Source organism: Arthrobacter sp. NA-172 (genome assembly GCF_043952055.1).
Taxonomy (GTDB): Bacteria; Actinomycetota; Actinomycetes; order Actinomycetales; family Micrococcaceae; genus Arthrobacter.
In genome coordinates this window covers 1,852,887-1,868,490 of sequence record NZ_JBINOT010000001.1, presented here as the reverse complement: position 1 = coordinate 1,868,490, position 15,604 = coordinate 1,852,887, and the positions used below count along the sequence as shown (strand labels likewise).

Below are 15,604 nucleotides of genomic sequence, written 5' to 3'. Positions count from 1 at the left end.
TGCTATTTCCGGAGGAAGCTCAGCAGGGCTTCGTTGATCTCGGCGCCGTGCGTCCATAGCATGCCGTGCGGGGCGCCGTCGATCTCCATGTACTCGGCGCTGGGCAGCGCCTCGGTGAATCTCCTGCCGGTGACGTCGATCGGGAGGATGTTGTCCGCGGTGCCATGCACGATGAGGGCGGGAACGTCGATCTTGGGGATGTCGGCGCGGAAGTCGGTGAGCCATGTCGGTTGCGCGGCTACCGAGGCGTGGGCGCCTGATTGGGCGGCGAGGTTCCAGCTGTTGCGCACGGATTCCTCGCTGAGGCGGGGCGTGCCGAGGAAGGTGTCGCTGTTGTAGAAGTTCTTGAAGAACTCAGTGAAGAAGGCGTAGCGATCTGCCGTGACGGCTTCGGCGAGGCCGTCGAACACGGACTGCGGGACGCCGGCCGGGTTGTCCTCCGTCTGCAGGAGGAACGGTTCCAAAGAGCCGAGGAACACCGCTTTTGCCACCCGGCCCGAGCCGTAGTTGCCGATGTAACGGGCCACTTCACCGGTGCCCATCGAGAAGCCCACCAGCACGGCGTCGTTGACGTTGAGCGTCTCCAGAAGGGTGTTCAGGTTTGCGGCGAAGGTGTCGTAGTCGTAGCCGATGGTTGGCTTGCTGGACTTGCCGAAGCCGCGGCGGTCGTAGGTGATGACGCGGTAGCCGGCGTTGAGCAGCGCGGCGGTCTGCTTTTCCCAGGACGAACCATCCAGGGGATAGCCGTGGATGAGGACCACTGCCTGGCCGGTCCCGTGGTCCTCGTAGTAGATCTCGATTTCGGTGCTGTTTTCATTTCCGACGGTGACGTAAGCCATGACCCCGGTCCTTTCGTAGCGGTTCTTCTCGAGCGTTCCCAGCCTACTGTTCAAGAGGGTTTCAGGGGGACTCTTTCGCGGCCCGGTTAGCCGCGAGGATCTCCGTCAGTTCCTCGGTGGGGCCGCCTGATCTGACCGACCATCCGAAGGATGCGAGGCCGACAACGGCCATGAGGAGGACGTCAGTCTGGTACCCCAATACCGCCTGATCCAGAGGGCCGAACTGTCCGATGTAGGAGACAAAAAGGGTGGTGAGGAAAGTGGCTACCATCCACGTTCCGCCGCGGATGTGTCGGCGGCCCGCGGAAGTGCTCACGGAATATAGGCCAGCCATGAAGACTGCCACGCTCAGCACCAAGCCAGCGAAGTACACCGGGAAAGCCCAGCCGCCGGGTGCCTGCTTCTGGTTCTGCGGGAAGAGCCAGCCGCCGCCCTCGGCGAGGACGATCCATGCGGCAGTGAACAACCCGGAGATGAACCAGCTCGGAATCGGACGGCTCCAGCCCCTCTGGACGCTGGTGTAAGCGCCGTAGAGAGGCAGCGCGAGGAAGACTACGGTGAAGAGGTTGATCAGGGAGATCCATCCGGCGAAGTAGATCAGGAGCAAGCTGGCGACGTACCCAAGGGCGGCCCAGAAGCCCAGGGCCTTGATCCGCACCGGACGGGGCAGGCTAGGGGCTGTCCGCCGGAGAACTACGGCCACTGGACCGCCCATGAGATAGCTGAGCGTGAGAGCGATCGAGACTTGGCCCACGAAGGAGTACCAGCTGGGGGCGGGAAAAAAGAAGAAGAAACCCAGAACAGTGCAGCTCGCCAGCGCGATAACCGGGGTCCCGAACTTATTGATCCGCTGGAACCGTTGGGGCAACTCGCCGTTGACGGACATCGAGTACACCGACCTGGAGCCAATGCCCAGCCACACCCATCCAGTAGCAGCCGGTGAGAGCACGGCATCGGTGAGGAGGATCACCGAGAACCATGCAAAACCGGCCGCGGAGACCGCGTTCAGCAAGGGCGCCGAAGCCCAGTTGCTCCCGAGTAGGCCGTGCCAATCACCAGCGGCGATCTTGGCCGAGTCCCAGTTGACTGCGCCGATGAATCCGAACTGCAGTAGCACGTAGATGACAAGCGGAATCAGGAGACCGCCAACGACGATCGCGATGGGGATGTTCCGTTGGGGGTCGAGCGCCTCACCACCGAAGTCGAGGATCTGGCGCAAGCCTGAATATGCGAAGACGATGCCGCCGCTTGCGAGGGCGCCGAAGATCGCCCCGGCCCCCTGGGGCGCGAAGCCGCCGCCGATCGTGAAGTTCGCCGAGGAGAACGCAACGAACATGAGCGCGGCCGTGACGAGCGGGACGACGAGTTTCCAAATGGTGACGTACTTGTTCGACTCGCTGAGTACTTTGGCGCCCAGCGAGTTGAGGCCGAAGAATACGACGAGCAGTACGAAACCGGCGACGATGCCCCCAGGCCAGGAGAGGACCGTGGAACCTCCGCTCTTGGATAGTAGTCCGAGTTCGGGCCAGTGGCCGCCGACGTAGGTGATGACGGCCTGGACCTCGATAACCGGCAGCGACAGTGCGGCGATGAGATATCCCCAGCCATTGATCCAGCTAAGGAAGGCTCCATGGGTGAGCCGCGGGTACCGCACGCCCGCGCCCGAGCGCGGAAGCATTGTCCCGAGCTCCATCCACGTGACACCGATAATGCCGAAGAAGACGGCGCCGAGCACCCACGTCACGATTGACGCCGGACCTGCAATGCTGGCTGCCGCGAGCGTCGCGAGCAGCCATCCCGAGCCGATCTGCACGCTGACGGCGAGAGCAATAAGGCCGAACAGTCCGATCTCTTTTTTCAGATGGGCGTCGCTACCCTCGAAGGCTCCCTCCGTGGGAAGCCGAGACGCATTGTCATTCATGTCTGCTCCTTGGCCGGGCTACGTGGCTTCAGCTCCAGGCGCCGTCGACGGTAAGCGCCCCTCCGAACGCTTCTACCCCTCGTCGGTCTTCGCGATGTACACGGCGCATGGAGCGTTGTGCGCAACGCTGTTTGCCACGCTTCCAAGCACCCGGCCGAGACCACGCATCCTCCGGTTTCCGACGACGATCATTCGGGCGTTGTGGGTTTCCGCTTGCTGGATGAGGGCTTGGGCAGGCGTGCCGCGGATGGCGAAGTATGAGACGTCCAGCCCAGCTGACCTGAGACTGCGGGCGACGTCCCGGGCCACTCTTTCAGCAGATGCTGCGTCGCCGAGGTCGAATTGGTCGCTGCCGCTTCCGACCACCTCCGTGCGGTCGCGCTCGAAGGCGGTGACCACGTGGAGTTCACAGCCAAGCGCAACGGCCAAGTCCCGGGCAGATTCCGCGGCCTTCATGGCCGTTTCGCTACCGTCTACTCCTACAACAATGATTCCGCTCAATGTTCACTTCCTAGCGTTTGACTCGACCGTATAGTCTTAGTGTAACTTCGTCTGACAATCAGCGGAGCGTCTTGATGAATTGCGATGAATTGCTAGGCGGACGATGATGAAAGATGCGAGCCCATCCGGCACCTTGAACGGTTTGGGGACCTCGACAGGCGGAGTGGGCGGCCTGTCGCCCGTGGCCTCGGTCTCGCGGCGAGATGCTGTCATGAACGAGATCCGCAGGGGCATCGTCTCAGGATCCATCAAACCAGGTGACAAGCTGACCGAAGTGAAGCTTTCTGCCATGTTGAATGTCAGCCGCCCCACCATCCGGGAAGCGCTGACGCAACTCGCCCAGGAGGGCCTGCTGGTGCAGGAGCCCTACCGGGGCTTGAGGGTCGCGATGCTGGATGCGGCGGCGGTCCTCGACATCGCCCGGACACGCATGGCACTGGACATGCTCGCCGTTGCTTCCATCCTGGAGGATACCTCCGGGCGGCGCATGGGGATCGTCGAAGCCAGCTGGTCAGAGTATGACAAGGTAGCATTCCACCCGGACCCGGTAGTGCTGCACGAAGCTCATATCGCCTTCCACCGAAGCATTTGGGCGGCATCGGAAAACGCCCTGCTTTTGCGGCTGTGGCCCGTGACGGAAGCCCACCTGACCATAGCCTTGGCACAGGACCAAGCCACGCGCGCCGACCCCGTGCGCGCCCACGCCGTCCACGAACAGCTCGTCAAAACCATGAAGACCGGTGACATGGCGGCCATCGAAGAAGCATTCAGGATCCATACCATCGGCAGCGCCAAGGAGTTCATCGCGCTCACGAACACCGAAGAGCAAACTGCATGAAGATTCTTGTCATTGGCGCCAGCGGCCGTCTGGGCGCGGCCGCGGCAGATGCATTGTCGCAACGCCACGACGTGGTTGAGGCATCGCGATCTGGAGCGGTCGCCGTCGACCTTAGGGACGCCGCTTCGGTTGCGCGCCTGTTCGAGCAAGTAGGCAAGCTGGACGCCATTGTCGCGTGCACCGGCGTCGTACCCTTCAAACCCTTGGAGGAACTCACGGAAGACGACTTCCGGGAGGGAATCATGGACAAGGTCCTCGGTCAGGTCAACCTGGTGCGCCTTGGCACGCCGTACTTGAATGACGGCGGTTCGTTCACCCTGACCAGCGGCGTGCTCGCCCGCGAGCCGATCAACACAGGCGTGGTCGCCTCTCTGGCGAACGGCGCCTTGGAATCATTCGTGATGGCCGCCGCGGCTGAGCTTCCGCGGGGGCTGCGCATCAATGTTGTCAGCCCGTCGGTCCTTGAAGAAGCCACCGACTACCACAACTACTTTCCGGGCTTCCCCCGCATCCCGGCGGAAGCAGTGGGGCAGGCCTACGTGAAATCGGTTGAGGGCGTCCAGACGGGACGCGTGTTTGCGCTGGGCTGATTCGTCTTCAAAGTGATCCAAGAAAGGAGGCGGCCGCTTCGGTTTGAAGTGGCCGCCTCCTTTTTGTGATCCAGCTTTGTGATCCAGCGCCTAGCCGCGCGCCGCCGTGAGGGCTTCGTCGTAAATGGCTAAGGCTTTCGCGACTTCCTGTGGCGTCACGACCGCCGGAGGCACAACGTGGATCCGGTTGTCGGCGATGAAGGGCAGGAGTCCCCGGCCCAGGAGCTCGGACTTGACCCTTCCCATGAATGCCGGGGTGACCGGGGTGCGGGTTGCGCGGTCTTCGACCAGTTCCATTGCCCAGAACACACCGCGGCCGCGGACCTCGCCAATGACGTCGTGGCGCTCTGCGAGCTTGTTCAGGCCGGGCTCGAGGTGGTCCCGCCCGATGCGAGCGGCATTTCCGACGATGTCTTCTGCCTCGAATGCGTCAATCGACGCGACGATGGAAGCCGCAGCCAGCGGGTGGCCCGAGTAGGTGAGGCCTCCCGGGAATACCTGCTCGTCGAAGGTCGCCGCGATCTCCTCGGAGATGATCACCCCGCCCACCGGAACGTAGCCGGAGTTCACGCCCTTGGCGAAGGTGATGAGGTCCGGCTTGACATTGTAGGCGTCGAGGGCGAACCAGTCGCCGGTGCGGCCGAAACCGCACATGACCTCGTCGAGGATGAGCATGATTCCGTGCTGGTCACACAGTGCGCGCACGCCCTCAAGGTAGCCGGGGGGAGGAAGGAGGATCCCGGCCGTACCAGGAATGGTCTCCAGGAGGACGGCCGCAATCGACTGCGGCCCCTCCAGTTCGATCACCCGCCGGAGGTGGGTCAGGGAGCGTTCCGCTTCCTGTTCCGGAGTCTCGGCCCAGAATTCCGACCTATAAAGGTAGGGGCCGAAGACGTGGACGTGGGCGCGGGAGTATTCGTTGGGGATGCGACGCCAGTCGCCGGTGGCCGCGATCGCCGCACCAGTGTTGCCGTGGTACGAGCGGTAGCGGGAAATAACCTTGTCACGTCCGGTGTGCAGCCGGGCCATGCGAATGGCGTTCTCGTTGGCGTCAGCGCCGCCGTTGGTGAAGAAGACCTTGGCCATGCCCTCGGGAGCGTGCTCCAGGATGCGCTGCGCGGCCAGTCCACGGATGTGGCTGGCATGGGCGGGAGCCAGGGTGGCCAGAGAGTCCACCTGCTGCTTGATGGCTTCGATCATGGCCGGGTGCTGGTGGCCGATGTTGGTGTTCACGAGCTGGCTGGAGAAGTCCAGGTAAGTGTTGCCATCGTGATCCCAGATGGTGCTCCCTGATCCACCGGCAATGACAAGGGGATTCAGGGCCTTCTGCGCGGACCAGGAATGGAAGACGTAGGCGCGGTCCAAGGCGACGGCGTCCGCGTTGCTGATGTTTTGTTCCAGGAGGGTCTGGCCGGCCATGGAAATCCTCTCTTAGGGCTCTTCGGGGATCGGGTGGTGAATTCATCATGGCTGGAGTGCACCCCAAGAATCTCTGGACGTTTGTATAATCGGATCCATCTGATTCGACACTTTTCCAAAGGGGCTCAACGTGCCGCCAAGCATCAATTTCCTGTTGCGGAGCAGTTCGCTCAGGCTCAGGCTCATCACGCCGGAATCTGGTGCGCCCGCTTTGGATGAGCCGGTCTCTTGGGTACACAGCTCGGACCTGGCCGATCCCACCCCGTTCCTCGACTCCGGGCAGCTCCTCCTGACGGACGGGACCCAGTTTCCACTCGAATCCCGTGACACAGAGATCTTTGACGATTACGTCTCCCGCCTTGTGTCGCATGGCATCAAAGGGCTTGGTTTCGCGACCCAGGTCATCCACGGCGGTTTGCCGGAGGGACTCGTCTCGGCCTCGCGCGAGCAGGGGCTGCCATTGTTCGAAGTCCCCGACCGGACTCCTTTTATCGCCATCATCCGGCTGGTGGCGGACTTTTTGGCGAAGGAGCAAAACGCGCGGTCGGAGTGGTCGTTGCAGGCGCAGCGCGCCATCGCCCGGGCGGCACTGCGCCCTGACGGGCTCACGGCCATCATGGGTGAGCTGGAACGTCAGCTTCAATGTTGGGTGGCACTGTTCGACGCCGCAGGCCACCAAGTCCGGATGCCCGGCAACCGCCCGGTACCGTCAGCCCTCGTTTCTTCGGTTGAAGGCGCTGTCCGGGGCGCCCTCGACCAGCGCTACCGACTGGCTTCGCAGCTTGAGATTGAGGGGCAACAGGTCACGTTGCAGACCTTGGGCCGGCGCAACAGGCTTCGTGGCGTACTGGCCTTGGGGGGCATGGAGCCCATGGACCCGGCCCGGACGGACATCATCAACAGCGTCATTGCCCTGGCCAGCCTGGCCCTCGAACAGGCCCGCACCCTTGATACGGCCCGCCGACACCTGCGTGCCGGCGTGTTTGAGCAGCTGCTTTCCGGAAACATCGACGTGGCAGCGCGCACTGCCAGCCAGGTGTGGGGAAGGCTTCCTGCCGAGCCGATCACCCTCACGCTCACCCAGCCTTCGGACCATGGCTCCGATCTGCTGGAAGCCCTCGAACTGCTCGCCGACGATTTCCGCGGCGCAGTGTTCTACGCGCAGCGCGGGGAACGGGTAGTCGTTCTTGCTGGTGAGGCGCAGCAGAAAAAGGTGACCGCGCTCCTGCAGGAAAATTCCGCGATAGCCGGGACGTCTGCCCCGGGTGCCTTGGCGTCCCTTCAGCGCGGCCTCCAGGAAGCGGAACTCGCTCTCCAGCGCGCTGTGGAAATTTCGCAACCCCTGGTGCACTTCACGGAAGTGTCCGGTTCCGGAATGATGGGGCTCTTACGGCGCGAGAAGGCAGGCGTGGTGGCGCAGCGGATGCTGTTGCCGCTGCTCAGCCACGACGCCGAGCAGCACACTGAACTGGTTTCCACAGTCCGCTCCTGGATAGAGAACAACTGCACCTGGGACCTCACCGCCAGGCAACTCGGAATCCACCGGCACACCCTGAGAAGCCGAATCGACACGGCCGGGAGCATTCTCGGCTTGAACCTTGACCTGTTGCGGGACCGGCTTGAGCTGATGGCAGCCCTGGACTTTCTGGAAGAGGGCTAGGCGCCCGCCGTCGAAAGTAGGCAGGGCCTCCGGCGATCTGCGCCGAAGGCCCTGCCACTGGTTCCGCGGAAACTTATCCTGCCGTTACTAGTTCTGCGGGAAGCCTAGGTTGATTCCTCCATGGCTGGGATCGAGCCAGCGTGAGGTGATCGCCTTTTCCTGGGTGAAGAACTGGAATCCCTGGAGTCCATAGGCCTTGGCGCTGCCGAAGATGGAGCTCTTGAATCCGCCAAAGGAGTAGTAGGCCACGGGAACGGGAATGGGCACATTGATACCCACCATGCCGACTTCCACTTCGTTCTGGAAACGCCGTGCTGCGCCACCGTCGTTGGTGAAGATGGCCGTTCCGTTGCCGAATGCCCCGGAGTTGATCAGGTTCAGGCCTTCTTCGTAGCTGTTGACCCGGACCACCGACAGGACAGGTCCGAAGATTTCCTCGGTGTAGACGCGCGAGGACACCGGAACGTCATCGATCAACGTGGGGCCGAGCCAGAAGCCCTTCTCGTCGCCGTCCACCTCGATACCGCGGCCGTCCACTACAACGGTTGCGCCGTCGGCAGCCGCGACGTCGATGTAGGACGCCACCTTGTCCCGGTGTTCCTTGGTCACCAGTGGGCCCATGTCGCAGTTGCGGCGGCCGTCGCCGATCTTCAGCGTGGACATGCGCGAGGTGATCTTTTCGATCAGCTCGTCCGCCACGGGCTCGACGGCGACGACGACGCTGATCGCCATGCAGCGTTCGCCGGCCGAACCAAAGCCCGCGTTGATGGCGGCATCCGCGGTCAGGTCGAGGTCGGCGTCGGGCAGTACGAGCATGTGGTTCTTCGCGCCGCCCAAGGCCTGGACGCGCTTGCCCTGGCGGGCTGCGTTCTCGTAAATGTACTGCGCGATGGGGGTGGAGCCAACGAACGAGATGGCCCGCACATCGGGGTGTTCGAGAAGCCCGTCCACAGCCTCCTTGTCCCCGTGGAGCACGTTGAAGACGCCGTCCGGCAGGCCGGCTTCCGAGAAGAGCGCGGCCAGCCAGTTCGCGGCGGTGGGGTCCTTTTCACTCGGCTTCAGGACCACCGTATTGCCTGCGGCAATGGCGATGGGGAAGAACCACAGGGGAACCATTGCGGGGAAGTTGAACGGGCTGATGATCCCGACGACGCCGATGGGCGCCTTTGTTGAATAGACATCAACGCCGCTGGAGACGTTCTCCGAGTGCTCACCCTTGATCAAGTGCGGGAAGCCCGTGGCGAGCTCGACGACCTCAAGGCCGCGGGTAATCTCCCCGAGGGCGTCCGAAACCACCTTGCCGTGTTCGGAGGTGATGATCTCCGCCAGTTCGCCCTTGCGTTCGTTGAGCAATTCCCGGAAGCGGAAAATGATCTGCTGCCGCTTGGTGATCGAGAGGTCCCGCCAGGCAGGGAAGGCCTTGGAAGCGGAAGAGATCGCGGACTCGATGTCCTCGGCCGTGGCCAGGCCGACGCGCTTGGTTTCCAGGCCGCGGGCAGGATCAAAGACCGGCGCCGTGCGGCTGCCGGAGGAGAATACGGATTCCCCGCCGATCCAGTGCGGAATCACCGGGAGGTCATTTGGCTGTGACACAGGACGTCTCTCTTTCTGTTGGAGGGTCGATGGAGACCATCTGTTGAAAAGAGTAGGCCGCGCAACCGACAGGCGGTGTTGGACGCATGTCGAAATGCGGTGGCTTCAAGCGCCGGATGTCCATGCCCGTCTCAAGGGGGCCGAGCCCTGCCGCGGCGCCTCGTGATCACCGGCCGCCCGTCGAGGCGGGGCGGCCGCCGAGCCCGGGGCAATAAATTTTCAGATTGTCTGACAAGGGTCTGGACGTGAGGACGATCACAAGTTAGGCTGTGACAAGCAGCCAAATTGCCTGACAATAAAACAACTTAGGCGAATCGGCTTCATCGGCCGCAGCCCCGCGGCCGTCCCGGTGTCCTTTCCTCAGAAGAGAGTGCAACATGTCCAAAGCAAGCAAAATCATCCTGGCGGTGCTCGGCGTCATCGTGGTCGCCATAGCTGCGGGATACTTCGGTTCCGGCTTCAGGGGAAGCCCAGCCTCGGCTTCCTCCTCCAGTTCAGCCCAGGGAAGCTTCATTGATGAAATCAAGAAGCGCGGCGAGCTGCGGGTCGGCGTCGCGATTGCTCCGCCGATGACCGTCCAGCAAGCCGACGGGACGCTCGGTGGGCCGAACCTTATCCCGTTGAAGACCCTCGCCGATCAGTTGGGAGTCAAACTGGTACCGGTTGCGGCTGAATGGAAGAACATTGTGGCTGGTCTCCAAGCCAACCGTTACGACTTTGCCGCCAACCTTGACTACACGGTGGAGCGCTCTCTGGCGATTGGCTTCACCGACCCCGTCTACCAGTACCAGGGCGTCTTCGTGGTGAAATCCGATTCACCGCTCAAAACCACTGACCAGCTCATCGCGAATGGCGGCCAGATCACCACCGCCCAGGGTTCCGCTCCGGAGAAGGCCCTCCAAGGCCACACCTCAAAGATCATGTCCGTGGACAGCTACTCCAACGCGATCACCTCAGTCAACGCCGGACGTGCTATCGCCGAATTCACTGACCTGCCCACGGCCGAATCCCAGGCCCAGGCGGACAAGTCCCTGAAGATCGTCGTCCCGAGCCCCGAGATCTACTCCGCCTCCGCCGCGTACGGCGTGCCGGCCACCATTGATTCCCGGTCTCTTCAGATCGTCAACATTGCGATCGAACGTGCACAGAAGAGCGGCGAACTGAAGCAGGCCTACGCCAAGGTCAACTACGTCGAAATCGACAACCTCGGCGACCTTGAAAAGAAATAGCCTCCCTTAGGAGAACGACATGAATGGATACACCTTCGACTGGGGCGTGGTTGCACAAGCCTTGCCCAGCATGATCCAAGGCCTGGGACTGACGCTCCAGATCACCGTCATCACGATCGTGATCAGCATGATCCTCGCCATTCCCGTTGCCGTAGGGCGCATGTCCACGATCGAAGTGATCCGCTGGGCCGCCCAGGGCTACATCGAAATCTTCCGTTGCACGCCCTTGCTGGTACAGCTTTTCTGGATCTTCTACGCATTGCCCGCCCTGACGGGAGTGACGCTTCCCGGGTACGCCTCCGCAGTCATCGCCCTGACCGCGAACCTCACGGCTTTCATGGCAGAAACCTACCGTAGCGGCTTCCAGTCCGTCCCGGTGGAGCAGGTTGAAGCCGGCCGGATGCTCCAGCTCAGCCGCTTCCAGCAGCTCCGCTACATCATCGTCCCGCAGGCCATGCGCCAGCAGCTGCCCGTCATCCTGTCGCTGAACATCTCCCTGTTCAAGGACACGGCACTGGTCTCCACCATCGCCGTCTCCGACCTGATGTTCGTCTCGAACACGATTTCGGCCCAGAGCTACCGGGCCCTGGAAATCTTCACCCTCGCCGCGATGATTTACTTTGCCATCGCTTTCCCGGTCTCCCTGATCACCAGTGCCATCGAGCGGCGGATGCAAAACACCTCCGGGCCAGGGTTCAAACCCGGCCCCAGCCTGCTGGCCCGCATGATGCCCGGCACGAAGGTTGCGGGCACCAAGTTGGCCCGGACGCACGCGCCCGTTACCAAGGCGGTGGCAGCATGATCCAGGACAACGCCATCACCCCCAGTGCGCCAGTCAATCTCGAGCAGAAAAGGACTCGCGTGACTACACCGGCACACTCGGTGGCAACGCCTGACACCAGTCAGGCACTGGTGTCAGCCCGCGGCCTGCAAAAGAGCTTCTACGACCGGACCATCCTCAACAATGTCGACTTCGACATGCGCGCCGGAGACATCACCGTGATCATCGGCAAGAGTGGATCAGGCAAGTCCACACTCCTCCGCGCTTTGGCGGGACTGACGGAACCGGATGAGGGTGAGATCACCTTTGACGGAGCCACGGTTTTCGCCGAGAAGAAGCGGACCAAGGAATGGGACGCAGTGCGCTCGGAGGTGGGCATGGTGTTCCAGGCCTACACGCTGTGGCCGCACATGAACGTGTTGGATAACATGACGCTGGCTCCCCGTAAGACCCGCGGCATGGCAGCATCCGAGGCACGCGACCGGGCAGAGGCGGCACTGGACGAGGTGGGCATGAAGCACCACATCCTCAGCCGTTCCACCCAGCTCTCGGGCGGCGAGCGCCAAAGGGTTGCCATCGCCCGCGCACTGATGATGAAACCGAAACTGCTGCTTTGCGACGAAATCACCTCGGCGCTCGACCCACCCGTTGCGGCAGAAGTGCTCGACGTCCTGCGGCGCCTGAAGGAAGAGGACGGGATCGCCGTCGCGCTCGTCACGCACGACATGGCCTTCGCATCCAAAGCGGCAGACCGCGTGGTGTTCTTCCACAACGGTGAAATCGCCGTCAACACCACGCCCGAACTGGCCTTTGAGAAGTGCGACAACCCGGACCTGCAAAAGTTCGTGGACGCCGTCCGCTTCTGAGCCGGATCCTTTGGGCCGGATCCGGCCTAGCCTAGAAACGGATCCGGCCCAGCGTAGAAACCCTGAGAAAGGAAACACATTGCACACCGTTGTGATTGGCGGAGGCGTCATTGGCCTGACCCAGGCCTACCACCTCGCCCGTGAGGGCGAATCCGTCACCGTTGTCGATGCCAGGCACACGGGCCTGGGCGCGTCGGAAGTCAATGCCGGGTGGGTCGTCCCGGCTGAGGCCGCGCCCGTGCCGGGACCCGGCGTCATCTTCCAATCGATGAAGTGGATGCTTCGGCCGGACAGCCCGCTTTACATCCGCCCTTCCGTGCAGCCGGACTTCCTGAAGTTCATGTTCAACATGTGGCGCCGTTCCAATTTCCAGGACCAGCGGGCGGGCTTCGAAGGCCATTTGCGCCTGGCGCAGAACACGATTGAAACCTTCGATGAGTACCGCGCCGACGGCATGGATTTCGAGATGCACAACGAAGGCCTGCTGATGGCCTTCACGCAGAAGGAAAACCTGGAGCACCACCTGGACAACCTCGACCTGCCGAAGTCGTTCGAGCTGGACCCGCAGGTCCTGTTGGGCGACGATGTCCGGACACGCGAGCCGCTGCTCAGCGATGCTGTGTATGGCGGCATCTACTTCCCGCTGGAGCGCCACCTCGATCCCGGGGCTATGGTCCAGTCGCTGCACAAGAGGCTGGTTGAGCTGGGCGTCAAAATCGTGGAAAACAGCCCGGTTGACCGGGTCACCATCCGGGGCAACAAGGTCAGCTCGGTGCACAGCGGCGAGCAAACGTTCGACGGCGACCGCTTCGTCCTCGCGGCCGGCGCCTGGACGGGGCCACTGTCCAAGTTGTTCAAGGAGCCGCTGCCGGTCCGGCCCGGCAAGGGTTACAGCGTGGAAGTGCCGGCCTACGGGCTGCGCGGTGCGGTGAACCTCTCCGATGCGAAGGTGGCAGTAACCCCCTTCAACGCCCGGCTCCGCCTGGCCGGAACCATGGAGTTCGGCGGCCTGGACGAGAAGATCAACCAGGTCAGGATCGACGCGATCCTGAGGGCGCCGCGCACCTATTTCAAGGGCTGGGAGCCGCCCACGGAGCCGGTCATCCCGCGGGCAGGCATCCGCCCGATGACCCCGGACGGCATGCCGGTGATCGGTGCATTGGGCAGCCTCGGCAACACGTTCGTCTCCACGGGACACGGCATGCTGGGCGTCACCCTGGCTCCGGGGAGTGCCTCGGCCCTGACCGACCTCATCTTGCGGGACAAGAAGACGCCGGCCTTGCTGCCCTTCACCTCCGCCCGCTTCCTCAGCCGCAACCACGCGGCCTAAAACTTTTACCAACGAAAGGACTTTCACATGTCATCCCGTACTAAGAAGGATCTTCGCGGCATCCTGGTCGCCGTCACCACCCCGTTCACCGAGGACGGCAGCGCCGTTGACGAACCCGCCCTGCAGCGCCAGGTGGAGCGGCTCGTCTCGGCAGGCGTCCACGGCCTGGTCCCCACCGGCACCACCGGGGAATTCACCACGCTCTCCCCCGAGGAGTACCGCCGCGTCATCGAGCTCTATGTCAAGGGCGCCGATGGCCGCATCCCGGTGGTGGCCGGCATCGGTGCACTCTCCACCCAGGGCGCGATCGACCTGGCACAGCACGCCGAGAACGTCGGAGCCGACGCCGTCATGCTGGTTCCGCCGTTCTACGACCCTCTCGACTTCACCACTCTGAAGTCCTTTCTGGGAGCGGTCGCCGCTTCCATCACCATCCCGATCGTCTACTACAACGTTCCCGGTGCCACGGGCGTGAAGCTCGGCGCCGCGGAGATCGCCGAGCTGGGCGACATTGAAGGCGTGGACTACCTGAAGGACACCTCCGGCGACGCCGTGACCCTGGCCGATCTGCTGGCCTCCCGCACCGACCGCATCAAGGCCTTCAACGGCTGGGACACCCTGACGTTCTTCGGCATCGCGTCCGGCGCCGAAGCCTCCGTCTGGGGAACCGCCGGCGTGGTGCCAGAACTCGCCGTCGAATTCTGGAATGCCTTGGCCGAAGAAAAGGACCTGGAGCGGGCCCGCGAGCTGTGGAAGCACCTTTGGGCCATTAGCGACTTCCTGGAGTCCGTCAACTACGTGGCCGGCATCAAGGCGGGGCTGGAACTCATCGGCGAACCCGCCGGCCCGCCGCGCCTGCCCATCCTGCCCCTGCCCGCCGAAGAGCGTGAACGCTTCGCCGGCATCCTGCGTGAAGCCGGAGTCCTCCCGGCAGTAGCAGCATGAGTAACCGGCTCGTCCTCGACGCCATCGAGGTGCACGCAGAGGGCGAGCCGGGGCGGATCCTGACCTCCGCCGCCGGTCTCGTCAAAGGCGACACCATGGCGGAGCGACTGCAGTACTGCAAGGAAAACCTGGACTGGCTGCGCCGGCTCATGCTGCACGAGCCGCGCGGCTACCCGGGACTGTGTTCGGTGATCATCCTTCCACCCGTGAACGAGGGCTCCGATTTCGGCATAGTGGTCCTCGAACAGGGCGGCTTCACGCCCATGTCTGGGTCCAACACCATCTGCGCCGTGACGGCGGTGCTGGAGGAAGGCATCGTGCCCATCCAGGGCCCGAAGACGCACGGCGCGGAAACCACCGTCACCATCGACACCGCCGTCGGCGTCGTGACTGCGGTGGCCAAAGTTGCCGACGGCAAGGTGCTGTCGGTGACGGTCGTGAACGTCCCGGCGTTCGTCGTCGAGCTCGACTTCCCGCTCCAGGTGCCCGAACTCGGCACGGTGCCGGTCGACGTCGTCTTCGGGGGGCAGTTCTTCGCCCAAGCCCGTGTGGCCGACGTCGGGCTGGACCTGAACCCGGACAAAGGCAAGGAGTTGGCGCGCGCCGGTGCCCTCGTCAAACTGGCCGCGCTGGAGCAGATCCACGTCAGCCACCCTGAGAACCCGCTGGTTTCCGGGGTGAACCTGGTCATGCTGCATACCGGCGACAGGGTCGCGGGGCGGCAGGACCGTAACACGGTGGTCCTAAGTAACGGCAAACTGCTTCCGGACGATCCGTCCACCTGGACGGGCGCGCTGGACCGATCACCGTGCGGAACCGGGACCAGCGCGCGGATGGCGGCGCTGCACGCCCGCGGCCAACTCGCGATCGGCGAGGACTTCTCGCACCACAGCATCATCGGCAGCGAATTCATCGGCCGCCTGACGGGTACGACGACGGTCGGCGGCCGGGAGGCTGTCCTTCCGACGATCACGGGTCGGGGCTGGGTCACCGGCCGGAGCCAGTGGGTCCTGGACCCCACCGACCCGTTCCCGTCCGGGTACACCGTGGGCGATATCTGGGCACCGGGCGCCTGACAGGCGACCCCACCCA

At 63.4% G+C, this 15,604-nt stretch carries 14 protein-coding genes; 9 read left to right on the top strand and 5 right to left on the bottom strand.

Features of this window, described 5'->3' with window-relative positions; genetic code table 11:
• Positions 1-2 precede the first annotated feature (2 nt).
• From ACF0H6_RS09240 to ACF0H6_RS09230, 3 genes are all read right to left on the bottom strand, one after another.
• Positions 3-839 (bottom strand): alpha/beta fold hydrolase, encoded by an 837-nt coding sequence (locus tag ACF0H6_RS09240; protein ID WP_395249333.1) that lies wholly within the window; start codon positions 837-839, stop codon positions 3-5.
• A 61-nt stretch (positions 840-900) separates the two neighbouring features.
• Positions 901-2,760, bottom strand: a complete 1,860-nt coding sequence (locus ACF0H6_RS09235; RefSeq protein WP_395249332.1) for an APC family permease — start codon at positions 2,758-2,760, stop codon at positions 901-903.
• A 72-nt stretch (positions 2,761-2,832) separates the two neighbouring features.
• Positions 2,833-3,261, bottom strand: a complete 429-nt coding sequence (locus ACF0H6_RS09230) for a universal stress protein (protein ID WP_395249331.1) — start codon at positions 3,259-3,261, stop codon at positions 2,833-2,835.
• 103 nt (positions 3,262-3,364) lie between these two features.
• Here ACF0H6_RS09230 and ACF0H6_RS09225 point away from each other — a divergent pair, with 103 nt between their 5' ends.
• Positions 3,365-4,099, top strand: a complete 735-nt coding sequence (locus tag ACF0H6_RS09225; RefSeq protein ID WP_395249330.1) for a GntR family transcriptional regulator — start codon at positions 3,365-3,367, stop codon at positions 4,097-4,099.
• Positions 4,096-4,689 (top strand): short chain dehydrogenase, encoded by a 594-nt coding sequence (locus ACF0H6_RS09220; protein WP_395249329.1) that lies wholly within the window; start codon positions 4,096-4,098, stop codon positions 4,687-4,689. Before ACF0H6_RS09225 ends, ACF0H6_RS09220 begins: the two co-directional genes overlap by 4 nt.
• 90 nt (positions 4,690-4,779) lie before the next feature.
• Here the strand turns inward: ACF0H6_RS09220 and ACF0H6_RS09215 are convergent, their stop codons facing one another.
• Positions 4,780-6,108, bottom strand: a complete 1,329-nt coding sequence (locus tag ACF0H6_RS09215; RefSeq protein WP_395249328.1) for an aspartate aminotransferase family protein — start codon at positions 6,106-6,108, stop codon at positions 4,780-4,782.
• A 130-nt stretch (positions 6,109-6,238) separates the two neighbouring features.
• Between ACF0H6_RS09215 and ACF0H6_RS09210 the strand changes: the two genes are divergently transcribed.
• The gene (locus ACF0H6_RS09210; RefSeq protein WP_395249327.1) at positions 6,239-7,768 is read left to right on the top strand and encodes a PucR family transcriptional regulator; all 1,530 of its coding nucleotides are present in this window, start codon (positions 6,239-6,241) and stop codon (positions 7,766-7,768) included.
• An 87-nt stretch (positions 7,769-7,855) separates the two neighbouring features.
• Here the strand turns inward: ACF0H6_RS09210 and ACF0H6_RS09205 are convergent, their stop codons facing one another.
• Complete coding sequence (locus ACF0H6_RS09205) at positions 7,856-9,361, bottom strand: CoA-acylating methylmalonate-semialdehyde dehydrogenase (RefSeq protein WP_395249326.1); 1,506 nt, start codon at positions 9,359-9,361, stop codon at positions 7,856-7,858.
• A gap of 377 nt (positions 9,362-9,738) precedes the next feature.
• Here ACF0H6_RS09205 and ACF0H6_RS09200 point away from each other — a divergent pair, with 377 nt between their 5' ends.
• The 6 genes from ACF0H6_RS09200 to ACF0H6_RS09175 all read left to right on the top strand — a co-directional run bounded on the left by ACF0H6_RS09200 (position 9,739) and on the right by ACF0H6_RS09175 (position 15,588).
• Positions 9,739-10,590, top strand: coding sequence for a substrate-binding periplasmic protein (locus ACF0H6_RS09200; RefSeq protein WP_395249325.1), 852 nt, complete (start codon positions 9,739-9,741; stop codon positions 10,588-10,590).
• A 19-nt stretch (positions 10,591-10,609) separates the two neighbouring features.
• Positions 10,610-11,392: an amino acid ABC transporter permease gene (locus ACF0H6_RS09195; RefSeq protein ID WP_395249324.1), complete on the top strand. Its 783-nt coding sequence runs from the start codon at positions 10,610-10,612 to the stop codon at positions 11,390-11,392.
• 59 nt (positions 11,393-11,451) lie between these two features.
• Positions 11,452-12,237: an amino acid ABC transporter ATP-binding protein gene (locus tag ACF0H6_RS09190; RefSeq protein WP_395249323.1), complete on the top strand. Its 786-nt coding sequence runs from the start codon at positions 11,452-11,454 to the stop codon at positions 12,235-12,237.
• A 79-nt stretch (positions 12,238-12,316) separates the two neighbouring features.
• A complete protein-coding gene (locus tag ACF0H6_RS09185) occupies positions 12,317-13,567 on the top strand; it encodes an NAD(P)/FAD-dependent oxidoreductase (protein WP_395249322.1) in 1,251 nt (416 codons plus the stop codon).
• Positions 13,568-13,594: 27 nt separating this feature from the next.
• A complete protein-coding gene (locus tag ACF0H6_RS09180; RefSeq protein WP_395249321.1) occupies positions 13,595-14,512 on the top strand; it encodes a dihydrodipicolinate synthase family protein in 918 nt (305 codons plus the stop codon).
• Entirely contained in the window at positions 14,509-15,588 is a 1,080-nt protein-coding gene (locus ACF0H6_RS09175) for a proline racemase family protein (protein ID WP_395249320.1), read from the top strand. Before ACF0H6_RS09180 ends, ACF0H6_RS09175 begins: the two co-directional genes overlap by 4 nt.
• Positions 15,589-15,604: the final 16 nt, after the last annotated feature.